This is a genomic window from Eubacterium sp. CAG:156 (genome assembly GCF_000434315.1).
Lineage (GTDB): Bacteria > Bacillota > Clostridia > Lachnospirales > Lachnospiraceae > Eubacterium_U > Eubacterium_U album.
Window position 1 is genome coordinate 18,209 of sequence record NZ_FR878113.1, and the last position, 23,727, is coordinate 41,935.

General features: G+C 31.9%; 19 protein-coding genes. 14 read left to right on the top strand and 5 right to left on the bottom strand.

Annotated elements, in window-relative coordinates; all coding sequences use genetic code 11:
* Positions 1-3 precede the first annotated feature (3 nt).
* The 5 genes from ABMA45_RS00425 to ABMA45_RS00445 all read left to right on the top strand — a co-directional run bounded on the left by ABMA45_RS00425 (position 4) and on the right by ABMA45_RS00445 (position 4,719).
* Positions 4-939 (top strand): ABC transporter permease, encoded by a 936-nt coding sequence (locus ABMA45_RS00425; protein WP_022087916.1) that lies wholly within the window; start codon positions 4-6, stop codon positions 937-939.
* Positions 939-1,739 (top strand): ABC transporter ATP-binding protein, encoded by an 801-nt coding sequence (locus tag ABMA45_RS00430; RefSeq protein ID WP_022087917.1) that lies wholly within the window; start codon positions 939-941, stop codon positions 1,737-1,739. Before ABMA45_RS00425 ends, ABMA45_RS00430 begins: the two co-directional genes overlap by 1 nt.
* Positions 1,740-2,187: 448 nt before the next feature.
* Positions 2,188-2,445 (top strand): heavy-metal-associated domain-containing protein, encoded by a 258-nt coding sequence (locus tag ABMA45_RS00435; protein WP_022087918.1) that lies wholly within the window; start codon positions 2,188-2,190, stop codon positions 2,443-2,445.
* 310 nt (positions 2,446-2,755) lie between these two features.
* On the top strand, positions 2,756-3,436 hold the full coding sequence (locus tag ABMA45_RS00440) for a LytR/AlgR family response regulator transcription factor (RefSeq protein ID WP_022087919.1): 681 nt from the start codon (positions 2,756-2,758) through the stop codon (positions 3,434-3,436).
* On the top strand, positions 3,436-4,719 hold the full coding sequence (locus tag ABMA45_RS00445; protein ID WP_022087920.1) for a sensor histidine kinase: 1,284 nt from the start codon (positions 3,436-3,438) through the stop codon (positions 4,717-4,719). The genes ABMA45_RS00440 and ABMA45_RS00445 overlap by 1 nt, the downstream gene beginning before the upstream one ends.
* A 706-nt stretch (positions 4,720-5,425) precedes the next feature.
* On the opposite strand, the gene ABMA45_RS00450 is transcribed toward ABMA45_RS00445, so the two are convergent.
* Positions 5,426-6,286 (bottom strand): patatin-like phospholipase family protein, encoded by an 861-nt coding sequence (locus ABMA45_RS00450; protein WP_022087921.1) that lies wholly within the window; start codon positions 6,284-6,286, stop codon positions 5,426-5,428.
* Positions 6,287-6,632: 346 nt separating this feature from the next.
* Between ABMA45_RS00450 and ABMA45_RS00455 the strand changes: the two genes are divergently transcribed.
* A complete protein-coding gene (locus ABMA45_RS00455) occupies positions 6,633-6,875 on the top strand; it encodes a DUF3006 domain-containing protein (RefSeq protein WP_147339812.1) in 243 nt (80 codons plus the stop codon).
* A 179-nt stretch (positions 6,876-7,054) separates the two neighbouring features.
* On the opposite strand, the gene ABMA45_RS00460 is transcribed toward ABMA45_RS00455, so the two are convergent.
* Positions 7,055-8,494 carry a TrkH family potassium uptake protein gene (locus ABMA45_RS00460; RefSeq protein WP_022087923.1) on the bottom strand — a complete coding sequence of 480 codons (1,440 nt, stop codon included), beginning with the start codon at positions 8,492-8,494 and terminating at the stop codon, positions 7,055-7,057.
* Between the two features lie 9 nt (positions 8,495-8,503).
* A complete protein-coding gene (trkA, locus tag ABMA45_RS00465) occupies positions 8,504-9,862 on the bottom strand; it encodes a Trk system potassium transporter TrkA (protein ID WP_022087924.1) in 1,359 nt (452 codons plus the stop codon).
* 399 nt (positions 9,863-10,261) lie between these two features.
* Here trkA and ABMA45_RS00470 point away from each other — a divergent pair, with 399 nt between their 5' ends.
* The 5 genes from ABMA45_RS00470 to ABMA45_RS00490 all read left to right on the top strand — a co-directional run bounded on the left by ABMA45_RS00470 (position 10,262) and on the right by ABMA45_RS00490 (position 15,753).
* The gene (locus ABMA45_RS00470; RefSeq protein ID WP_022087925.1) at positions 10,262-10,624 is read left to right on the top strand and encodes an ArsR/SmtB family transcription factor; all 363 of its coding nucleotides are present in this window, start codon (positions 10,262-10,264) and stop codon (positions 10,622-10,624) included.
* 55 nt (positions 10,625-10,679) lie between these two features.
* On the top strand, positions 10,680-10,898 hold the full coding sequence (locus tag ABMA45_RS00475) for a cation transporter (protein ID WP_022087926.1): 219 nt from the start codon (positions 10,680-10,682) through the stop codon (positions 10,896-10,898).
* A gap of 134 nt (positions 10,899-11,032) precedes the next feature.
* A complete protein-coding gene (locus ABMA45_RS00480; protein ID WP_022087927.1) occupies positions 11,033-12,898 on the top strand; it encodes a heavy metal translocating P-type ATPase in 1,866 nt (621 codons plus the stop codon).
* 319 nt (positions 12,899-13,217) lie between these two features.
* The gene (locus ABMA45_RS00485; protein ID WP_022087928.1) at positions 13,218-13,529 is read left to right on the top strand and encodes a DUF6110 family protein; all 312 of its coding nucleotides are present in this window, start codon (positions 13,218-13,220) and stop codon (positions 13,527-13,529) included.
* A 142-nt stretch (positions 13,530-13,671) separates the two neighbouring features.
* Positions 13,672-15,753 (top strand): heavy metal translocating P-type ATPase, encoded by a 2,082-nt coding sequence (locus tag ABMA45_RS00490; RefSeq protein ID WP_022087929.1) that lies wholly within the window; start codon positions 13,672-13,674, stop codon positions 15,751-15,753.
* Between the two features lie 183 nt (positions 15,754-15,936).
* Here ABMA45_RS00490 and ABMA45_RS00495 read toward each other — a convergent pair whose 3' ends face one another.
* On the bottom strand, positions 15,937-17,610 hold the full coding sequence (locus ABMA45_RS00495; protein ID WP_022087930.1) for an alpha-glucosidase: 1,674 nt from the start codon (positions 17,608-17,610) through the stop codon (positions 15,937-15,939).
* A gap of 196 nt (positions 17,611-17,806) precedes the next feature.
* On the opposite strand from ABMA45_RS00495, the gene ABMA45_RS00500 reads away from it, so the two are divergent.
* Positions 17,807-18,697 (top strand): AraC family transcriptional regulator, encoded by an 891-nt coding sequence (locus ABMA45_RS00500; RefSeq protein ID WP_022087931.1) that lies wholly within the window; start codon positions 17,807-17,809, stop codon positions 18,695-18,697.
* Between the two features lie 12 nt (positions 18,698-18,709).
* Here the strand turns inward: ABMA45_RS00500 and ABMA45_RS00505 are convergent, their stop codons facing one another.
* Positions 18,710-19,585: an AraC family transcriptional regulator gene (locus ABMA45_RS00505; protein WP_022087932.1), complete on the bottom strand. Its 876-nt coding sequence runs from the start codon at positions 19,583-19,585 to the stop codon at positions 18,710-18,712.
* A gap of 130 nt (positions 19,586-19,715) precedes the next feature.
* On the opposite strand from ABMA45_RS00505, the gene ABMA45_RS00510 reads away from it, so the two are divergent.
* Both ABMA45_RS00510 and ABMA45_RS00515 read left to right on the top strand, forming a co-directional pair.
* Positions 19,716-21,968, top strand: coding sequence for a glycogen/starch/alpha-glucan phosphorylase (locus tag ABMA45_RS00510; RefSeq protein ID WP_022087933.1), 2,253 nt, complete (start codon positions 19,716-19,718; stop codon positions 21,966-21,968).
* A gap of 389 nt (positions 21,969-22,357) precedes the next feature.
* Positions 22,358-23,647, top strand: coding sequence for an ABC transporter substrate-binding protein (locus ABMA45_RS00515; protein WP_022087934.1), 1,290 nt, complete (start codon positions 22,358-22,360; stop codon positions 23,645-23,647).
* Positions 23,648-23,727 lie beyond the last annotated feature (80 nt).

Here is a 23,727-nt window from a genome sequence, read left to right on the forward strand (position 1 = left end):
AAGATGATTGAATTACAGTATTATATATCAAACATTCCGGATTGCTTGATCTATGGATTGTTGGCAATGGGAATATATATATCACTTAGAATATTAGATATACCTGATTTGACAACAGAAGGAAGTTTTGGATTCGGAGCAGTTATTTCAGTATTAGTTGCATTAAACGGACACCCTATTCTTGCATTATTTGCAGGAATTGTGGCAGGAGCAGTAGCAGGAGCAATTACAGGTTTATTGCAGACTAAGTTGCAGGTACATCCTGTACTTGCGGGAATAATAACAATGAGTGGATTGTACTCGATAAATCTTGTATGTTATTCCCTTACGGAAAAAGGTGCAACAACGAACTTAAGTTATAACAAGATTACTATATTTGAAAAAGTAAAAGAGATATTTGCAATTCGAGGACAATTTGAAACAAGTGTTGTAAAATCAGTAGTTAGTTTGATAATTGTAATCGTAGTTTTATCATTAATAATATGGTTCTTTAAGACACATATTGGACTTTGTATACGAGCTACAGGAGATAATCCTGATATGGTCAGAGCATCTTCAATTAATGTTGACAGAACAAAGATTATAGGACTTATGCTTGCAAATGCCTTAATAGGACTTGCAGGAGCAATGGCATCACAAAGTGTTGGATATGCAGATATAAATACAGCAAATGGAACACTTATATATGGCTTGGCTGCAGTTATTATAGGTGAAGCCGTATTTGGAAAAAGAGGAGCAACTATTGGAATGATTTCAGCAGTTGTAGGTTCAATTGTTTACAAAATAATTGTTGCATTTGTAATTAGAGAAAATTTATTTGGAGATTTGAGCAGTAATCTTATGAAATTTACATGTGCATTAATCGTAGCAATTACACTGGCGGTTCCTGCAATAAAACAGAAAATTGCAGAGACAAAACAGAGAAAGGCGGCGAAATAATGTTAGATATTCAGAATATTTCAAAGACATTTGAAAAAGGGACAGTAAATGAGCATGTAGCAATTAACAATATGAGCCTTAAGTTAGAAGATGGCGAATTTGTAACAATTGTAGGCTCAAACGGAGCCGGTAAAAGTACATTGTTCAATGCTATATGTGGTAGTTTTATGGTTGATTCAGGTCATATTTTGCTTGATGGGAAAGACATAACTTATGACAGTGAACATTCAAGAGCTAAAGTTATTGGAAGAGTATTTCAGGATCCAATGAAAGGAACAGCTCCTAATATGACAATAGAAGAAAATCTTGCTTTAGCATATTCAAGAGCATCTAAGGGTTCAAATCCATTTGCAAGAGCAATTACTAAAAAGAAAGTTGAATTTTTCAGAGAAAATCTTGCACGTTATAATATGGGGATTGAAGACAGAATGAAAACAAAAATAGGTTTGCTTTCAGGAGGACAGAGACAGGTTGTAACACTGCTTATGTGTACTTTGTCAATTCCTAAATTATTACTGTTAGATGAACATACAGCAGCTCTTGATCCTGCAACGGCACAGAAGGTTATGGACATTACAAAGACAATTGTAAGTGAAAATAATATAACAACAATGATGATTACTCATAACATGAAGCAGTCATTAACAACAGGAACAAGAACGATTATGCTTGATTCAGGGGAAATACTTCTTGATTTGTCAGGAGATGAAAGAGACAACATGACAATGGAAGACATGATTAAGATGTATTCAATGAAGAAACAAAAAGAATTTGATAATGATAGGATATTGTTAAGCTAGCAATTTTTATATGTAAAATTTTCCATAAATTTTACATGGAATATATTTGAAATTGACTAAGCTTTGTTATTATACAATCACAGGCTTAAATAAGTCAGTTAAAAGCCTACAAGTTCATATTTTGATAGAAGACATCTTAATAACTCCGTGTCATTAATTAGTCTGGGAAACTAAATAGTGTTAAATAAGATGTCTAAAGTGAAATTACGTTGTAGTTTCACATTAAAAACACCTACATCAGGAAATGACTCATTTCTTTTTCATTCAAATATTATGCGGGTGCCGTATTAGATATGGCACCTTGCATAGGAAAAGGCATATTTGAAAGAAGAAGGTAGACAATAATAAGGCTTATCTACATTTGCTTGACAATACATAATCATAGCGATATAGTATGGAATGAAAAAAAAAACTATACCCCTATAGGGTATGAGAAAGAGGCATAATTATGTATAAAACAGTTGTAAAAGTAGATGGAATGATGTGTGGAATGTGTGAAAGTCATGTTAATGAGGCTGTAAGAAAAGCAGTACCATTAAAAAAAGTAACATCTTCTCACGGTAAGGGAATAACGGAAATTATTTCAGAAGACAAGATAGATGAAGAGGCTGTAAAGAAAGCTATTGATGATACAGGATATAAGGTATTGTCGATAGAAACACAACCATATGAAAAAAAGAAGTTTTCATTATTTGGAAGAAAATAATAAATCAGAGATACCTGAAATTACACAAAAAAGTGTTTTTTTAGGTATTTTTTATAGAAACAACATATTTATATAAAGATTTTATTTTGATAGATTAAAAAAGTAGGAAAAAGTAATAAGTAATCGGAAAAGTCGATAAAAAACAGTTGAAGATATTTGTATTTATATTAAAATATATAGTAGGGTATTTTAATAAAATAATGATGGGTCGCAAGATGCAATTGGCATTGTGTATGCATTATAGATACGAAAAATAAAAATAATACAAACAGATAAAATATAGACGATTTTTATTTAGGAGAAATGAAATATGTTTATAGGAATATGTGACGACGATAATATAATGAGGGAAAGAATAGAGAGAGTATGTAAAGACGTCACGAAGAAATACAACGAAGAAACAATTATAAAAAAATATAAAGACGGACAGGAAATTACTGATCAGAACATAGATATTTTAATACTTGATATCGAAATGCCTATGGTAGGTGGTATTGCAGTAAAAGAAAAATTAGAGAATGCAAAGAGTAATACAGTAATTATTTTTGCAACGAGCCATGAAGAGATGATGGCTCAGGCATTTGGAGTAAATGTTATTGGATTTGTTACAAAGAAATACATAGAAGATCAGTTGCCGGTAGTTTTAGAGAGAGCTTTAAAGATAGTAAGAGGAACAGTTCTTATAGAAGGCATAGACAGTAGAAATATTGAATACATTAAATCAGAGCATATTTATTGTAATTTGTATCTTACAGACGGACAGGAATTTTTACTGAGAGAAAGTATGAAAGCCTTAGAGGACAGATTGGAAACTGTAGGATTTATAAAGATTTTCAGAGGATGTCTGGTTAACATGGAACAGGTGGAAGAAATGAAGAATGGTAAAGTGTATATGCATGGAGGAACAGTTCTTCAGATTAGTAGCAGATTAAAAGCGTCTGTTGAGAAAAAATACACCAGCTTCTGTATAGAGAATGCGAGGTTTTGCTAATGATTTATGGATTAAAGGTGTTAAGCACATTTTTAAGCTTCATTAAATACATAGTATTTCCAATTGGCATTATGGGATTTAATTTGCGAAAGAGTAAATTAAGATATGCAATAATACCTATTTTAGGTTTGACGGCTGCTTATTTGTTTAATGTAAATAAGCCTACTGTTACAGCAGAAGTTATATTTCAAATAGTAATTCTTTTAGTGCTGTTTGATGAAAAAATACAGACTATTATAAGAGGATTCATTATAGAGTTTGTTTTAGTATCGCTTATAGATTTAATGGTTTGGCTGATACTGGTTGGAATTACTTCACTTGGAAATGATTATGCTGATTATGAACGAAAAATTTATATCTATGGTAATTGCATAGGAGTTATAGTAATTTTTATGGCAGCAATATTTTTGTATAAACGAAGAAAAGATATTGCTGAGGTAATAAGGAATATAAAGATTAAAGAACTTATTTTTGTTATCGCTGTAATGGGAACTTTAGGAATTGTAGTTGCATGTATTCAGGGTGCTTATTTAGGTGAAATGACATTGAGCATTCAAAGAATGGCAATGATTGTAGCAGTTATATTTTTAGTCATAATAATTGCAATGAGTGTTATGTTTGTGTATGTAGTAAACTCAAGAAAAATCTTAATGGAAATTAATGATTTGAATGAAGAGTGTATGAAATACCAAAAAAATTATTATGAGAGACTTATAACGGAAGATAGTGAATTAAGGGCTTTCAGGCATGATGTTAATAAGCATTATAATGCAATATCAGCATTGTTAAATGAAAATGATGTTGAGCAGGCAAGAGACTATGTAAATGAACTAATAAATAGAAAAGATGTACATTTTACGTATAAGACAGGAAATGTGGTTGCGGATTACATTATTAATGGCGAAGTACAGGCAATCAAACAGGAAAATGGTGATGATGTTAAAATTCAGATTCTTGGAAAATTCCCACAGTCAGTAGGAATAGAACAAACTGATTTATGTATTATTCTGGCAAATTCATTGGATAATGTTAAAGAGGCTTTTAGTCGATTTGAAGGAAAGAAAGAATTAGGAATAACAATTCAGAACCACAAAAAGAGAATAATTTTAAAAATAGAAAATACATCACAGCCGGTGGATGTGAAAAATATAAATACATCAAAGAAGGACAAAAAGAACCATGGATATGGTATTTCAAACATAAGGAGGGTAGTGGATAAATATAACGGCACAATGCAAATCAAATATGTTGATGGCAGATTTTTGTTAGAAATGCTAATTTAATTTTATTGAACGGGTCGTGAATATAAAGGTTAGCGGATAAAGTAAGTTGATGATTAATTAAAGATAGTAAGAAGGTTATGTAGAAGTAGATGTGTTAGGAACGAAAATGATTAAGTTAAGAACAGAAAACTTACACTCGTAACAGATTTTACTACGTTAAGAACAAAAAAACTGCGTTAAGAACATATGGATTGCAGTTAAAAGAAATATTAGATACAATTAAATTCAGAAAGAAACAAACAAGTAAGTTTGGAAGAGGTAAAAGATATGTTTATTGATACATGTGCAATGGATACAATTTGGAGAATAATTAAATTTTTCTTCAAATAGAATAAGTTTAACAGATACGATTTGAAAACATTAATTTCAATCGTCAACAAATAATTAACAATTAGAAGGTACACGTTGAGTGTAGCATTTGGAAATATATGTATTGGGACTAATAAGAGACAGGTTTTCCGTATGAGGTGTATACAAAATAATAATGTAATTGGGGAATTACAAGTGGAACGACCTGTTCACTAAAGAAGCCTTTCAAGTAGAGTAATCTATTTGAAAGGCTTTTCTTGTTATACGCAATGAGCCAAATACTTTCAGCTTTTTGCTTGCAAAAAAAGCTGAAAGTATTTGGCGAATGCATAATCACTGAGAAGAAGCGGAGCGGATTCGAAGTGTTATGAACGGCGAAGCCGTGCGTATAACAAAGTTATTTCAAAGCGTCTTTAATTTTAGGAATCATCTTTTTGCCGTAAATATATCCGGCTTTTATACAATCATTAATCATATTAAAAGTTAAAAGACCGGCATTTTTATCAAGTGAAGGTTCAAGTAAAAGTCGTTCTCCCTGAGAAAGGCATGTTTTCAAATTGTAAGACATAATAGAAAAAGAATGAGAGAGAATTTCAGTAATAGAATTGTTGTGAGGAGTTTTATAATCTACACCAATGTCAACAGCAATAATTTTGTCAACGCCTGTGGACATTAAAAGATTTACCGGAAGGTTGTGGGTGACACCACCATCAACCAGGTAGTACTTGCTCATTTTGACAGGACGAAATATTCCGGGGACAGAGCAACTTGCGGTAATAATGTCACATAGTTTTCCGTTAGTTTTCCACACTACATTTTCTAGAGGAGATTTTACTTTGGAATTAGTAAAAGCAATCGTATTGCCGGAAATTAAATCTACAGCAGGAATTACAAGTTGACTATTTAAGTCAGAAATTTCTTTACCATCAGTATAAGAGCAAAGAAAGTTATTAAGTTTATGCCCTTTTAATAACCCCGTTAAATGCTGCTTGCGACAAGTTAAAAATAGAGGAAAAAATAAAAGCATTCCAATAATATCCGGGTCTAATATAGTAGTTGGGTGAGAAGTTAAAATCTGGGCAATTTTTTGCATGGTATCAATAGAAATATTTGCAGCATATAAGCCTGCGATAATACTTCCGGCACTCGTTCCTGCGATTGAAGAGGGCAACATATTTTCTTCAGCGAGAGCCATTAAAATTCCGATGTGAGCGCTTCCTCTTGCACCACCACCAGATAAAGCTAATCCGTAATCCATTTTAAATCCTTATACTAAGTATAAATTAAATATATGTTTAAAAAAGCAAAAAAGAACTGAAATGTAATGTTTATTATAATTTTTGAAAAGAGAAAAAATTTATATTATTAAAAGTAAAAATGCTAATAAACATATTGTTCCTGATTATGCCGTTCTTGAAAATGAATATAAAAAATAGTATACTTACTATAATTAATTGTAAAATGTCGAGATTTAATTTATGCAATAGTAATTTATTCTATAAGATATTTACAATTAATAGGTAAATTTATAGTATAGATGTTGCAAAACACAAAGGTAATTCTAATCATTGTGTTTTGAAATGCAGGAAGGGACGGACTAAAAAGTGAAGCTGATAATAATGAGATTTGAGGACGCAATGGTAGTTTGTGAAGACACGAATGGAAAAGAGTACGTTATTCAGAAAAAGAAGATTCCGGAAGAAGCAACAGAAGGAAATGTAATAAAGAAGGGAATAACGGGAAAATATTCTATGGACACAGATGAAGAATTTCTTAGAAAACATCGTATGGAAAAAATGAATGAAAAAGAAGAAAAAGTTATTGTTGAACCGTCGATATACAGTTGATAATAAAAACAGGCACTGCAAGTGAGCCGACTCTAAAAAGTTATAACTGGAATTTTAACTTTTTGGGGGTCTGTTCAGTATGTAGTGCCTGTTTTGTATAAGGATATTAAACGTAATACTTATACGTTCTATGAATGTTTAACTGCAAATTCAATTTATTTTAAAACATACATTTCGAACTATTGTCTTTTCCACGAAATTGGTGCAAAAAGCATTAACATAGGGAAAATTTCAAGTCGTCCGGCTAACATATCAAACATTAAAATAAATTTTGAAAAATCAGAAAATATTCCAAAATTACGGGTAGGTCCAACAAGTTCTAATCCGGGACCAATATTATTTAATGTGGCAGCTACGGCTGTGAAATTAGTTGTGAAGTCTAAATTATCAATGCCGATAAGTAAAATTGAAAATGCCAAAATAAATATGTATGCAACCATAAAAATATTTGTTAAACGTACTGTTTCATGTTCAATAGGTCGTTTGTCCATAGTTATTTTTTTGACTCCGCGAGGATGAACAATAGTAAATAATTCTTTTTTTAATGTTTTGATTAATATTAAAAGTCGTGAAACCTTAATACCACCACCTGTACTTCCGGCACAGGCACCCATAAACATTAGCATAATAAGAATTGTTTTGGATACTTGTGGCCATAAATCAAAATTTGTGGTCGAAAATCCTGTTGTAGTAATAATTGAACCAACCTGGAATGCCGCATGTTTTAATGCTTCACCTATAGTTGGGAAAAAACTACGAATATTAAAAGTAATAATTCCTATAGTTGCAAAAATTACTAAAAGGTAAGCTTTTAATTCTTCAGAATGTAGTGCCTGTTTAAATTTTTTACATAAAATAAGATAGTATATATTAAAGTTTAAACCAAATAATATCATAAAAACAGTTACTATAATCTGAATCGATGAGTTATATCCGGTTATACTGTCATTTTTTATTCCAAATCCACCTGTACCGGCAGTACCAAAAGATGTAGTTAAAGCATCAAATAACGGCATACCTGATATAAGAAGAAGTAGTACTTCAATAAAAGTCATAACAGTATATATCCCATATAAAATCATTGCAGTATTTCTAACTTTTGGTACAAGTTTTTCAACAGAAGGTCCGGGACTCTCTGCTTTCATAAGATACATTCGCTGTCCACCACGCATTGGGAGAATCGCAAGTATAAAAACCAGAACTCCCATACCACCAATCCAATGCGTAAAGCATCTCCACATATTATTACAATAGGATAAAGATTCAACATCAGATAAAATACTTGCTCCTGTAGTTGTGAAACCGGAGATGGTTTCAAATAAGGCGTCTACCATTGAAGGTATCTCTCCACTTATAACAAATGGAAGACAACCAAATATACTTAAAATTACCCAGCTTAATGAAACTGTTATGTAACCTTCTGTTGCATAAAATTCTGTATCTTTTGGTTTCTTGTGACTAAGAATAGTACCAATAATCAGACACATAGCAATGGTAATTACATAAGAGTATGCTGATTTTTCAGAATAAATTATGCCCACAATCAAAGGCAGACACATTAATATGCCTTCAAGTTTTAATACAATTCCTAAAATATATCGTATAATTGAATAATTCATGACTTTATGTTAATCCTCCAAAATATCCCTAGCGTCTTTTAAGCCTAAAAGAGTTGTAACTATAATCATTGAGTCACCAGGAGCAATTACATCATCTCCACCCGGAATAATTAATTTATCATCACGGGTTATACAACAAATTAATACACCCTTTTTTATATTAAGGTCTTTCAAAGGAACACCTGTCAGTTTTGATTTCTCGGCAATGTTAAATTCCAAAGCTTCAACCTTATCGTCACATAATCTATATAGAGTAACGATATTACTTCCAATGGCATTTTGCTTTGCACGTACATATTGTAAAATTCGTTCAGTACAAAGATTTTTAGGATAAATAACACTGTCTAAATTTAAATTATGAACCACTTCAGTTAACTGTGAACGATTTATTTTTGACACAACTTTAGTTTTTACTCTCTTTTGAGCAAATAAAGCAAGAAGTATATTTTCTTCATCATAATTAGTTAATGTAACTAATGCATCAGTCTGATCAATTCGCTCTTCAATAAGAAGAGTATTGTCTGTTCCGTCACCGCAAATGATAGTAGCATTAGGTAGCATTTCACACAATTCCTGGCAACGTGCAGGGTCATGTTCGATTATTTTTACTGAAATCTTTAACTTCAAAAGCATTTGTGCTAAATATACAGCAATTTTTCCACCACCAACAATCATCGCATTTTTAACTTCGTGAGTATGGAAATTAATAAAATGGAAGAAGTCAATGGTTGTCTGTCTAGAAGACATCATTGATACAACATCTCCTGATTTTAAAACAAAATCACCTGTTGGGATTGTTACTTCATTATCCCTTTCAATAGCACATATAAGAACACCTGCAAATATACGGGATGATAAATCTTTTATATGTACATTATCAAGAACAGAATCCTTAGGAATTCTAAAACGAATCATTTCAGCTCGTCCTTTTGAAAATAGATCAACATCAATTGCATTTGGAAAACACAAAATACGTGAAATTTCAGTTGCTGAAATAAATTCAGGATTAATAATCATGGATAATCCTAATTCTTCCTGAAGAAAATGACGTTCTTTGTTATATATAGGATTTCTGACTCTGGCAATTGTGTTACAGTTGCTTCCTTTTTTTGCAATCATGCAGCATAAAAGATTTACTTCGTCAGACTTAGTTACAGCGATTAATAAATCAGCATATTCAAGACCGGCTTCCTGTAAAACGCTATAACTTGCACCGTTACCGATAATTCCCATAACATCATAAGTGTCAGCTAACTTGTGAACAACATTTCCATCAATGTCAACAACGCAGATACTATTATCCTCTTTGCTCAACTGTGCAGCCAGATTTTTTCCAACTTTACCACAGCCAACTATGATTATATTCATTTTCCGTACCAAACCTTGTAAAAACAAGACACAAATCAAAGATTAGACAATGACTTGTATTTAAAATCCTTTCTTAATATTAGTTTAAAACTATCAACAAAAATGTTTAAACTTAATACAAGAAACCTATAATTAGTTTGAATAATTATAAGTTCCTTGCGTCAAAGATTATAACATAGTTAGATTGGAAAGTATAGGATATTAGATAAACAAAAAAATCGACTGAAAAGGAAAGAAAAGAACTATTGTGAAAATAACGGGAGTGAGCAGAAAATCAATATTAATATAGTAGATTATTTAATAGCATTAAAGAAAAAAATATGTTGACAGAAATGAAAAAAAAATATACTATAAACATATGAACAATTATTCATATGTTTGGAGAAAGGTGGAATTAGAATGATAAATCACAATGTAGAATGTTGCGATGAATGTAAGACTCATGAAGACTTGTTGAAAATCGTTAATGATAATATGCCTGATGAGGATGAATTATATGATTTGGCAGAGTTATTTAAAGTATTTGGCGATTCTACAAGAATTCGTATACTTTTTGTATTATTTGAATCAGAAGTATGTGTATGTGATTTGGCAGAAACTTTGAATATGACTCAGTCAGCCGTATCTCATCAGTTGAGAATTTTAAAGCAGGCTAAACTTATTAAGAATAGAAGAGAAGGTAAATCAATTTTCTATTCACTTGCAGATGGTCATGTGAGAACGATAATTTCCCAGGGAATTGAACATATAGAAGAAAAATAAATATATTAGAGATTAGAGAGTTAGTACTAAAGCATTAGTGGAAAGGATGTTAATTATGAAGAAGAAATTTAAATTACAGGATTTGGATTGTGCAAATTGTGCAGCAAAGATGGAAGATTTAATTAAGAAAATTGATGGAGTAAATGATGCATCTGTAAGCTTTATGACACAGAAGATGATGGTTGATGCAGACGATGCAAGATTTGATGGCATTATGAAAGAAGTAGTAAAGGTTTGTGCAAAGGTAGAACCTGACTGCAAGATTTTATTATAATTGTCCATAGTTATAAAGCCGGCAGATTTTCAATGCATAAGTCAAAGAAAGTTACCGGCTTTATAAATAGAAATTAGAAAAGACAGTTTTTGATTATACATCCGTAAAATAAATACGGAAGAATGGAGCATGTTATGAGTGAAAAGCAAAAAAAGGTGTTAGGACGAATAATAGCAACATTAATTTTATTTGTAGTTCTTCTTGTATTAGATAAAACAGGAAAGTTTGATGATGTAAATAAGTGGATATTATTTGTTATTTATCTCGTACCATATATTATTATTGGATATGACATTGTTTTTAAAGCGTTTAGAAATATAAGTCACGGACAGGTGTTTGATGAAAACTTTTTGATGATGATTGCTACATTTGGTGCATTTGGAGTTGGTGAATATTCAGAAGCAGTAGCAGTTATGTTGTTTTATCAGGTAGGTGAATTGTTCCAGGCATATGCCGTTGGTAAATCAAGAAAGTCAATTTCAGATATGATGGATATTTGCCCGGAATATGCAAATATTGAAACTGAAAACGGATTAGAACAGGTCGATCCGGATGATGTTGAGGTAGGAAGTATTATAGTAATTAAACCGGGTGAAAAAGTACCTCTTGATGGAGTTGTAGTTGAAGGAGAGTCATTTGTTGACACTGCAGCTTTAACAGGTGAGTCTGTTCCAAGAAAGGTTAGTGCAGGTGATGAAATCATAAGTGGCTGTGTTAACGGAAGTACGACTTTAAAAGTAAAAACTACAAAGGAATTTGATGACTCTACAGTAGCTAAGATTCTTGAATTAGTAGAAAATGCAAGCAGTAAGAAAGCTCGAGTTGAAAACTTTATTACAAGATTTGCAAAGTATTATACACCTGTAGTTACTATTGGTGCAGTTGCTTTGGCAATAATACCGCCTTTGTTTTGTGGTGGACAGTGGGGGGATTGGATTCAGAGGGCTTGTATATTCCTTGTAATCTCATGTCCATGTGCTTTAGTTATATCAGTTCCGTTGGGATTTTTCGGTGGAATTGGAGCTGCTTCTAGAATTGGAATACTTGTAAAGGGAAGCAATTATTTAGAAGCATTGGCAGAAATGTCAACAATAGTATTTGACAAGACAGGAACTCTAACTAAAGGTGAGTTTAAAGTATCAGGGATAAATGCAGTCGGATGTAGTGAAAAGGAATTGTTGGAAGTAGCAGCATATAGTGAATCGTATTCGACACATCCTATTGCTGAGTCTATTAAAAATGCATATGGAGAAAAAATAGATACATCAAAACTTCAGAATGTTGAAGAAATTGCAGGGCATGGAATACATGCACAGTTTGCAGGAAAAGATGTTTTTGTTGGCAATGAAAAACTGATGAATAAACAAAACATTTCCTATGAAAAATGTGATGCAATTGGGACAATAATTTATGTAGCGATTGATGGCAAATTTGCAGGCTCTTTAGTTATTTCTGATGAAATAAAAGAAGGTGCTAAAGAAGCTATTTCAGATATGAAGCATGTGGGTGTTAGAAAGACTGTAATGCTTAGCGGAGACCAGAAGGAAATAGTTGAGAAGGTGGCAAATGAACTTGGAATTGATGAGTATCATGCTCAATTATTACCGGCAGACAAAGTAGACCGTGTAGAAAAACTTCTTGAACAAAAGAGTGAAAAGGACAAAGTGGCATTTGTTGGTGATGGAATTAACGATGCTCCTGTACTCACAAGAGCTGACATAGGTATTGCAATGGGAAGTATGGGAAGTGATGCGGCAATTGAAGCAGCGGACGTTGTATTAATGGATGATGATGTTACAAAAATTGCCTCAGTTGTGAAAATATCAAGAAAAACACTTTCTATTGTAAAGCAAAACATTGTATTTGCGTTAGGAGTTAAAGCATTAGTGCTTATATTAGGAGCTTTTGGCGTTGCAAATATGTGGGAAGCAGTATTTGCAGATGTAGGCGTATCGGTTATAGCAATACTTAACTCGATGCGAACATTAAAAGAAGAATAGATGAATAAAATGAAAAACTTGACCGGTTAAATTTTGACCATGTTTTTTGAGTTTAAAGATAATATATAAACAAATAAGTATATAAAAATTATACAGGAATAACATGGTGCAAATTTGTGATTAATAATTTAGTGCCATTTATTGACACAAAAAAACAAGTGTGCTATAAAATGAGTTAGAAACAAATAACTACAGATAGATGATTGAAACATTTTAGTAATGCTTTGCATAATAGGGCAATAAAATGGATTGCTAAATTTTAATAAGTTTTACAATAGTTTTGAAGTCTTAAGGTAGCAGTAGAATTAGGAGGAGAAAAATGTTAGACATATTAAAGAAAATTGATATTAAGAAAACAGGAATTTTTGCAGCAGGTGTATTGTTTGGAACAGCAGGTGTAAAAGTTTTAGGAAGTAAGGATGCTAAAAAAGTATATACAAACTGTACAGCAGCAGCTCTTAGAGCTAAAGATTGTGTTATGAAGACAGCTACAACAATTCAGGAAAATGCAGAAGATATTTATGCAGAAGCTCAGCAGATTAATGAAGAAAGAGCTGCAGCAGAGGAAGCAGAAAATATTGAAGATGAATTTGAAGATGTAGTTGAAGATACAACAGAAGATGCAGAGTAAATTTGAAGTTAATAGTTTATAACTTATTAAATTACATAAATGCAGATAAAAATAACTTTATATCGAAATAGGTACTATGAAAGCAGCGAGGGCAGGGAATAACTGCTTAAGTTGCTTTTTATAGTTGTATGGAGGCACAAAAATGAAAGTTAAAATAATGCATGAAATAAAAGGTCGTATACGTTTTCACGTCATTCAAAATAGAATGTCATATGAACAGGCAGACATACTACAATATTATTTTTCTATGGGAAAGAATATTACTCATGTAAATGTTCAAAACAGAACAGGTGATGTAACTGTATGTTATCAGGGAGACAGGGAAGAAATAATTAAAATGATTAAGACATTCTCTTATGAGAATGTAGAAGTACCAAAGATTTTTCTTGAAAATTCAGGAAGAGAATTGAATGAAAAATACAAAGAAAAACTTATAAATAAAGTAGTTCTTAGATATAGTTCAAAGTTATTTATTCCATATCCTATAAGAGCAGCCATATCAGTTGTTAAATCGACAAAATATATTAAACATGGAATACAGACACTTCTTAAAGGAAAAATTGAAGTACCGGTATTGGATGCGACAGCAATAACAGTTTCTATGCTTAGAGGAGATATGGAAACGGCAGGCTCGGTAATGTTTTTACTTGGAATAGGTGAGATTCTTGAAGAGTGGACTCACAAGAAATCTGTTGATGATTTAGCAAGAAGTATGTCACTTAACATTGATAAGGTATGGCTTGTTGGCAGTGATGGAAAAGAAATCCTTGTAGATTCAAATAAGATAAAGGCAGGGGACAAAGTTATAGTACATATGGGAAATGTTATTCCGTTTGACGGTACTGTTACAGATGGAGAAGCTATGGTAAATCAGGCGTCAATGACGGGAGAATCACTTCCGGTACAAAAGGAAAAGGATAGTTCAGTATATGCAGGAACAGTTGTTGAAGAAGGGGAACTTACAATTTGTGTTAAAGAGGTAAGTGGCTCAGGAAGATTTGATAAAATTGTATCAATGATTGAAGAGTCGGAAAAACTCAAGTCACAGGTAGAAGGAAAAGCAGAACATTTGGCAGACAGACTTGTTCCATACACTTTGCTTGGAACAGGTATAACGTGGCTTATAACAAGAAATGTTACAAGAGCTTTGTCAGTGCTCATGGTTGACTTTTCATGTGCATTAAAACTTGCTATGCCGATATCTGTTTTGTCAGCAATTAGAGAGGCAAGTATTTATAACATAACCGTAAAGGGTGGTAAATATCTTGAAGCAATAGCAGAAGCAGACAGTATTGTGTTTGATAAAACAGGCACACTTACAAAGGCACAACCTACAGTTGTAGATGTTATTTCATTCAACGGACAGTCTCAGGATGAATTGTTAAAAATTGCAGCGTGCTTAGAAGAACATTTTCCACATTCTATGGCTAAGGCTGTTGTAGATGCAGCAGCAAAGAAAGGCCTTGAACATGAAGAAGAACATACAAAAGTTGAATATATAGTTGCTCATGGTATTTCTACGTTTTATAACGGAAGAAAAACAATTATAGGAAGTTCGCATTTTGTGTTTGAAGATGAAAAATGTGTGGTTCCAAAAGGAATGGAAGAAAAGTTTAATAATTTGCCATTACAGTGTTCTCATCTGTACCTTGCAATTGAAAATGAACTTGCAGGCGTAATTTGTATAGAAGACCCATTAAGGGATGAAGCAGAAGCAGTAATTAATTCGTTGAAAAAAGCAGGATTAAGTAAGGTCGTTATGATGACAGGTGATAGTGAAAGAACAGCTTCAGTTATAGCAAAACGTGTTGGTGTTGATGAATATTATTCAGAAGTACTTCCGGAAGACAAAGCTAAATTTGTAGAAAAGGAAAAGTCACTTGGCCGAAAAGTTATAATGATAGGTGATGGTGTAAATGATTCACCGGCGTTATCAGCGGCAGATGTAGGAATTGCAATAAGTGATGGCGCTCAAATTGCAAGAGAAATTGCTGATGTTACAATAGGTGCTGACAGTTTATATGAAATCGTAACATTAAAAGCAATTAGTAATGGACTAATGAAGAAAATTCATAAAAACTACAAAGATATAGCAATATTTAACACAGGATTAATTGTTCTTGGAGTGGCAGGAATTATTCAGCCTACATTAGCAGCACTTTTGCATAATACATCAACTTTATTAATAAGCTTGCGTAGTATGCAGAATTTATTGGATGACTAATAAGTTAAAACAATAACAATTATGTTTGGTCAAAAGTTTACAACTGTGATGGATACGGATTGGTATATAGTATTTTATAAAAGTGAAAAATTCAAGGCTCTAAATCTTAAGAAGTAAAGTTTAGAACCTTGAATGATGAACTTTAAGAAAATTATATAAACCAATCCTTTTTATTATTACAGTTTAATTATCACACTCTAAAACAAGAACTTCACAGCTTTCAAGGCTAATAGAGGTAGTCGGTAGAGAACTCCTGCCTTTATTAGAAAGAATAATGTGCTTAAAGGAATATTCAACGGGAACGGTAGCAGTATCCTTTCCAAAGTTTGCAATAACAAGTATACGTTTGTTATTAAATACACGATAATAAGCCATAACTGTTTCAGTGTTTTCATATGCAGGAATAAATTCGCCGTAAGTAAATGTTTCTATATATTCAGGAGATTTGCGCACTGACACTAATTTTTTGTAGTAGTTAAGCACAGAGTCAGGATTTTTTTCCTGGTTTTCAACATTAATTAGTTTATAATTTGAATTTACTTTTAACCAAGGTGTACCATTTGTAAAGCCTGCATTATTACAAGAACTCCACTGCATAGGTGTTCTTGCATTGTCACGGCTCATTTTACAGCAAGCAGCTAACGCGTCTTTGTTATTAAGTCCGGCTTTTCTTGCAATGTAATATTGGTCTATTGTGTTTATGTCGTTAAATTCATCAACGCTTTTCCAAATGGCATTTTGCATTCCAATTTCCTGCCCCTGATAAATAAATGGAATTCCACGAAGCAAAACACTTATTGTCCCTAGCATTTTTGTACCATCAGCGTTTCTGGCATATTCAGGTAAAAATCTTGATACTCCACGAGGTTCGTCATGGTTTTCTATAATATTTGCTTCAAATCCAACCTTTTGGACATCAAGTTGTGAGTTAATTATGGTTTCACGCCACTTCTTAAAAGTGATGTCAGGTGAATCATACCAACCATGTTTACCGTCACTAAGGCACTGCGCACTGAAATCAAAAATAGTTGAGAAATATCCGTTTTCGCCAATAAACTTATTAAGTTCAGATTTGTTTAAATTAAAAGCTTCGGCAACAGTAAATGCTTCATATTTCTCAAACGTGTTTTTCTTTAAGTCGTCTAACAATTCGCCTATTCCATCAACACTCTCTATCATGCGCCAACATCCTGACAAGCCATCAGGACCGTCAGGTCCAAAATCAGGAAAATCAAGGTCTTTTTTGATATTCATAATTGCATCAATTCTAAACCCGGCAAGACCTTTTTCAAGCCACCAGTTTACCATATCAAAAAGTTTTTGTCTTAGAATTGGATTTTCCCAATTTAAATCGGGCTGTTCTTTTGCAAACATATGTAAATAATATTTATCAGTTCCAGGTACAGGTTCCCAACAACTACCACCAAAATATGAACGATAATTGCTAGGTGGATTACCATTTTTGCCTTCTCTGAAATAGAAATAATCAGCGTATTCGCCATCAGGGTCAGCTAAAGCTTTCCTAAACCATTCATGTTGATCAGAACAGTGATTTATAACTAAATCCATTATAATGTACATATTACGTTTTTTTGCTTCAGAAAGTAATTCATCAAAATCTTCCATAGTTCCGAATTCTTTGGCAATAGAATAATAGTCAGAAATATCATAGCCCTGATCAATAAAAGGTGACTTGTAAATAGGAGAAAGCCATATAATGTCAATTCCTAATTCTTTTAAATAATCCAGTTTAGATATTATACCTTTTAAATCACCAATTCCATCCCCATTAGTATCAAGAAAACTTTTAGGATAAATCTGATAAGCAACCTTATCATGCCACCATTTTTTATTCATATAAATACCTCATTTTTACTAAAACTGATGCTTAGTAAATTCTTTCACTCATATAATGTAAATACATTGAAATATATGTATTATACTGCTATTATAAAAATAAAAAATGAAATTATCTTGCAGTATTTTAACAATATATAACACAATACTGCTATTGAAAATAAAATATATGAAGTAATGATAAGAGGTAATAAATTTGAAAAAGGTACATACACTTGCGATAGATCAAAAAGAAGATGCTAAACATGGAGAAAGTTTTTTTCCTGTACAAAAATATATAACAAATCTTTCTTCAGAATACATGGGAGTAACTAACCATTGGCACGAAGAGGCGGAACTTACGTTGATTACAAGTGGAAAATGTATATATAAGATTGATTTAGTTGAATATGAAGTAGAAGAAGGAGATATTTTATTTGTTCCTCCATTGTTTTTACATTCAATAACATTAGGAAATAATAAAAAAGTAAGTTCTGAAACATATGTATTTCACCTGAAATTTTTAGGAGGAAATTCTACAGATATATGCTCGACAAGGTATCTTGCGCCTATTATGAATCAGGAGTTTTCCATGCCATACGTTATAAAACCAAATCATCCGGCATATGTATCTCTTAGAAAAATATTTAATCAGATTAATACAACATATGACGAATCAATAATTGGTTATGAACTTGCATTGAAATCATTATTTTTACAAACAATATTCTTATTGCTTCAATATAGTAAAAAGGTAGCGGTGCCGGAGACAGAAAAGGTGTCGGACAAGATAAAAAATGTACTTGATTATATTGAACTTCATTATTCTGAAACAATTACCGTGTCACAATTAGCTAAACTTTGTTATTTTAGTGATTATCATTTTATGCGATTTTTTAAAAAACATATGAATATGACTTGTGTTGAATACATTAATAATTTGCGACTTGAAAAAGCAGTCGAACTATTTGAAAAGGGAAACTCATCAATAATGGAAGTTTCATTATCTGTAGGATTTCACAATCTTTCATATTTTCATAGGGCATTTAAGAAAAAGTATCGCATGACACCTCTTTCTTTTATAAATGATTTGAAAAAATATAGTTAAAATATTTAAGAATTAATGTTTTTTTCTGTACCTTCCCGGAGTAGTGCCGTATTTTTTCTTAAAGCATCTGTTAAAATAAGATAAATTCTCAAATCCGGTATTAACAGAGATATCAATAATATCATCAGAAGTTGTGGTTAATAATTTAGCTGCAACTTCTAAACGATAATCATTAAGATATTGTATAAAACTCATACCCATAGTTTCCTTAAAAAATTTCATGAAATAGGATTTACTGTAAAAGCAATGACCTGCAATTTCCTCTATAGTAATATTACTTTGAAAATTATCTGCAATATAAGTCAGAATAGACTTTACCTTATCAAGGGACTTTTTACTGATAAGTTTAACTTCGTTTAAGCCACAACTTGAAATTAAGATATAAAATATTTGAAACAGATGGGATTTGACTGATAACTGATATGCATATGGACGAAAATCACATAATCTGTCAATTTCATTAATTTGGGTAATAACAGGCTTATAATATTCAAAACAATCATTAATAACAGGATATATATTTAAACTCCCTGAAAGTAAGGACTGAACAAATTTATCATTACATAAATCATATCCTGAAGATTTAAGAAGACTCGATTTAAATAATATATTTTCATATTCCATAATATTATCTTCATTCTGACTTATTGAATGCAATTGACCTGGAAATACAAAAATTATATTTCCGGCTTCAACTGAGTATGATACTAAATTAACATTAACTATTCCGCAACCTTTCTTTATTACTATAATTTCAACTTCATTATGCCAATGCAAATTAACAGATTTGAAATCTAAAGGAATAGAACAGAGATATGTGTTGTATGGGAAATCGTCCGGTGTATGAGTTTTAGTTTCGTGATATATCTTGTATTGATCTTTATTCATAAATAACCTCCAAAATAAAAAAAGGATAGTATTGTGCAAATAATCGAAAGAATAATGCAATAAATTATAAGATGACAATATTATAATATAAACACAAAAATAAAACCATAATATTTTAGGAGGTACAAAAATGCAACTTTCGGAAATTATTAAAACAGAATATAATAAATCAATTTCAGAATGTACAAACGAAGAGATTTATTATTCATTGCTTACTTTAGTCAAAAATATGGCTGAAAGTAAACAACATAAAAATTCTAAGAAGAAACTATATTATATTTCAGCGGAATTTCTTATAGGAAAATTGTTATCAAATAATCTTATAAATCTTGGAATTTATGATGATGTAAAAAAAGAACTTGCAGATAATGGGAAAAATCTATGTGAAATAGAAGAATTTGAAAAAGAGCCGTCTCTTGGAAATGGTGGGCTTGGAAGACTTGCGGCATGCTTTTTAGATTCAATAGCAACATTAGGCCTTAACGGGGATGGAGTAGGATTAAATTATCATTTTGGCTTGTTTAAGCAGATATTTAAAAATAATGCCCAGACTACAGTACCCGATCCATGGCTTACTAAGAAAAGCTGGTTAAATAAGACAGATGTAACATATAAGGTTAAATTTAAAGGAATGACTGTTACTTCAAGAATGTATGATATTGATGTTACAGGATATAACAGCACAACAAATAAGCTTCATTTATTTGATATTGAAAGTGTTGATGAAAACATTGTAGAAGACGGAATTAATTTTAATAAAGAAGATATAGAAAAGAATCTTACGTTATTCCTTTATCCTGATGATAGTGATGATGCAGGTAGAATTTTAAGAATTTATCAGCAGTATTTTATGGTATCAAGTGCGGCGCAACTTATTTTAGATGAGTGTATTGAAAAAGGGTGCAAACTTTATGATTTATCAGACTATGCTGTAATCCAGATAAATGATACACATCCAACAATGGTTATTCCTGAACTTATTCGTTTGTTGGTAGAACGTGGATTAGAAATGGACGACGCAATAGAAGCAGTTACTAAGTCATGTGCATATACAAATCATACAATTCTTGCAGAGGCTTTAGAAAAGTGGCCTATTTCTTATTTGAAAAAGGCAGTACCTCAGCTTATGCCAATTATTGAAGTATTGGATGATAAGGTAAGAAGAAAATATGATGACAGCTCAGTTTACATTATTGACAGAGAAGAAAGAGTTCATATGGCTCATATAGATATTCATTATTCTTCTAGTGTAAATGGAGTAGCATCGCTTCATACGGATATTCTCAAAAATGTTGAACTAAATAATTTTTACAGAATATATCCTGAAAAATTTAATAATAAAACAAACGGAATTACTTTTAGAAGATGGCTACTTCATAGTAATCCGCAGCTTACAGAACTTATCATATCACTTATAGGAGACGGATATAAAAAGGATGCTACACAATTAGAGAAACTTTTAGAATATAAAGATAATGAAGAAGTGTTAAATAAAATACTTGAAATAAAAGACACTAAGAAAATGGAATTGAAAAATGTATTACGTGATAGACAGAATATTTCAATTAATGAAAATTCAATATTTGATATTCAGATTAAAAGACTTCACGAATATAAACGTCAACAGTTAAATGCTTTATATGTGATTCACAAGTATTTGGAAATTAAAGCAGGTAAAAAGCCAACAACTCCAATAACAGTATTTTTCGGAGCAAAAGCAGCTCCGGCATATATCATTGCACAGGATATTATACACCTTATTCTTTGCTTGCAGGAACTAATAAACAATGACCATGAGGTTAATCCATATCTTAATGTAGTTATGGTTGAGAATTATAATGTTACATGGGCAGAAAAATTAATTCCGGCATGTGATATTTCTGAACAGATTTCACTTGCATCAAAAGAAGCAAGTGGAACAGGAAATATGAAGTTTATGCTTAATGGAGCAGTTACACTAGGAACTGAAGATGGTGCAAATGTAGAAATACATGAACTTGTAGGCGATGATAACATCTATATTTTTGGCGATTTAAGTGAAACTGTTGTAGAAAGATATGCAAACGGAAGTTATAACGCAGCACAGTATTATAATGATAATGCACAAATAAAAGAAGCTGTAGATTTTATAACAGGTAATGAATTAATGGCAATAGGTGACAAGGAAAGATTAGAAAGACTTTCTCATGAACTTATATGGAAAGACTGGTTTATGACATTCCCTGACTTTGATGCTTATGTAAAGACAAGAGAACAGGCTTATGCTGATTATGAAAATAGAAAAGAATGGGCAAAAAAGATGCTTGTTAATATTGCAAAAGCCGGATATTTTTCATCAGATAGAACAATTGAAGAGTATAACAGAGATATTTGGAAATTATAAAAATATATAGAAATAAAAGTACCGTAAAATGGTTGGCTATAAAACTTTTTTATGGTACTTTTTTATTGCGTATTTGTCAGAAAAATAGACAGCAAAATGGCAAAAAGAAAGTGTTTAACAAGAGTGCAAAATACAAAAAAAACTGTGGTAAATGTATAAAAAAGATATAAAAACGTTGCAATGGATGTGAAAAATGCACAAAAAATACGTGAAAAATTAGCTAAAAGGCTGAAAAGACCGAAAATGGTCAGAATACCATTGAAAACGTTTCCAAAAAGTGCTAGTATCAAGCTATGGGAAACGTTTCCAATGTGAAGTTAAATAAAAAACTTTGAGAAGGAAACAACGGAGACCTTTAGTTATTTTTTATTTGAAAAGGAGAAAGAAATATGCGTAGAAAATTATTTAGTGTAGCATTATGCGCAACAATGGTAGCAGGTTTATTTGCAGGATGTGGAAACAGTTCAAGCAGTGATAAGTCAAGTGCTAAAGGATCAGTTTACTGGTTAAACTTCAAACCTGAAGCAGATGAAGCTTTACAGGATATAGCTAAGACTTATGAAAAAGAAAAAGGAGTTAAAGTAAAAGTAGTTACAGCTGCTTCAGGAAATTACAATTCAACATTGACATCTGAAATGGGAAAATCAGCAGCCCCAACATTATTCGTAGTTGGAAATCAGGCAGCAGTAAAGACATGGGATGATTATTGCATCGATCTTAAAGATACAGATGTTTACAAAGAATTAAGTACAGATGCATTTAACTTAACAGATGCAGATGGAAAGGTTTGCTCAATTGGTTACTGTTATGAAAGTTATGGAATTATCGTAAACAAGAAGTTGCTTAAGGAAGCAGGTTATGAAGTAACAGATATTAAAGATTTTGCTTCATTAAAATCAGTTGCAGAAGATATTCATAAGAGAGCTGATAAACTTGGATTTGATGCATTTACATCATCAGGCATGGATGATTCATCATCTTGGAGATTTACAGGACATTTAGCAAATATGCCTTTATTCTATGAAGGAAGAGATGAAGGATGGACAGAAGCTCCTTCAGAAATCAAAGGAACATATTTAGATAATTACAAAAATGTATGGGATTTATATATTAACAATAGTAAATATGACAAGAATTCTTTAGCAACAGGTGGATATGATGCTGAAGCAGAATTTAAGAATGGAGAAGCAGTATTCTTCCAGAATGGTACATGGGAATATGATAAATTGAAAAAGTCAATTTCAGATGATGATATGCAGATGATTCCAATTTACTGTGGAGTTGAAGGAGAAGAAAAAGCTGGTCTTTGCTCAGGAACAGAAAACTGTTGGGCAGTTAATGCAAAAGCTTCAGAAAAAGATCAGAAAGCAACACTTGATTTCATGAACTGGTTAGTAACATCTGATGAAGGAACAAAAGTTATGGCAGAACAGTTCGGTGCTATTCCTTACAAGAAAGCAGCAGACAGTGGTAACGTATTCTTAAAGAATGCAAATGATTTACTTGAAGCAGGAAATTACAACGTAGACTGGACATTTAACTACACACCAAACGTAGATGAATGGAGAGCAAGCCTTGTAGCAGCAATGAACAAATATGATGCAGGTGGATCATGGGATGATGTTAAGACAGCATTTGTTCAGGGATGGGCTACTCAGTATAAAGCAGCTAATAAGTAATAAGGTTTTAGATTGATAAGTATAAAATCATAATTAAATTATTAACACATTGTGGGGCAGGCAGTGTCTGCCCCTTTATT

Bases quoted from the DNA above. Each gene is read 5' to 3' on its own strand.
- ABMA45_RS00425 (WP_022087916.1), top strand. From the start codon at position 4: ATGATTGAATTACAGTATTATATATCAAACATTCCGGATTGCTTGATC.
- ABMA45_RS00430 (WP_022087917.1), top strand. From the start codon at position 939: ATGTTAGATATTCAGAATATTTCAAAGACATTTGAAAAAGGGACAGTA.
- ABMA45_RS00435 (WP_022087918.1), top strand. From the start codon at position 2,188: ATGTATAAAACAGTTGTAAAAGTAGATGGAATGATGTGTGGAATGTGT.
- ABMA45_RS00440 (WP_022087919.1), top strand. From the start codon at position 2,756: ATGTTTATAGGAATATGTGACGACGATAATATAATGAGGGAAAGAATA.
- ABMA45_RS00445 (WP_022087920.1), top strand. From the start codon at position 3,436: ATGATTTATGGATTAAAGGTGTTAAGCACATTTTTAAGCTTCATTAAA.
- ABMA45_RS00450 (WP_022087921.1), bottom strand. From the start codon at position 6,286: ATGGATTACGGATTAGCTTTATCTGGTGGTGGTGCAAGAGGAAGCGCT.
- ABMA45_RS00460 (WP_022087923.1), bottom strand. From the start codon at position 8,494: ATGAATTATTCAATTATACGATATATTTTAGGAATTGTATTAAAACTT.
- trkA (WP_022087924.1), bottom strand. From the start codon at position 9,862: ATGAATATAATCATAGTTGGCTGTGGTAAAGTTGGAAAAAATCTGGCT.
- ABMA45_RS00470 (WP_022087925.1), top strand. From the start codon at position 10,262: ATGATAAATCACAATGTAGAATGTTGCGATGAATGTAAGACTCATGAA.
- ABMA45_RS00475 (WP_022087926.1), top strand. From the start codon at position 10,680: ATGAAGAAGAAATTTAAATTACAGGATTTGGATTGTGCAAATTGTGCA.
- ABMA45_RS00480 (WP_022087927.1), top strand. From the start codon at position 11,033: ATGAGTGAAAAGCAAAAAAAGGTGTTAGGACGAATAATAGCAACATTA.
- ABMA45_RS00485 (WP_022087928.1), top strand. From the start codon at position 13,218: ATGTTAGACATATTAAAGAAAATTGATATTAAGAAAACAGGAATTTTT.
- ABMA45_RS00490 (WP_022087929.1), top strand. From the start codon at position 13,672: ATGAAAGTTAAAATAATGCATGAAATAAAAGGTCGTATACGTTTTCAC.
- ABMA45_RS00495 (WP_022087930.1), bottom strand. From the start codon at position 17,610: ATGAATAAAAAATGGTGGCATGATAAGGTTGCTTATCAGATTTATCCT.
- ABMA45_RS00505 (WP_022087932.1), bottom strand. From the start codon at position 19,585: ATGAATAAAGATCAATACAAGATATATCACGAAACTAAAACTCATACA.
- ABMA45_RS00510 (WP_022087933.1), top strand. From the start codon at position 19,716: ATGCAACTTTCGGAAATTATTAAAACAGAATATAATAAATCAATTTCA.
- ABMA45_RS00515 (WP_022087934.1), top strand. From the start codon at position 22,358: ATGCGTAGAAAATTATTTAGTGTAGCATTATGCGCAACAATGGTAGCA.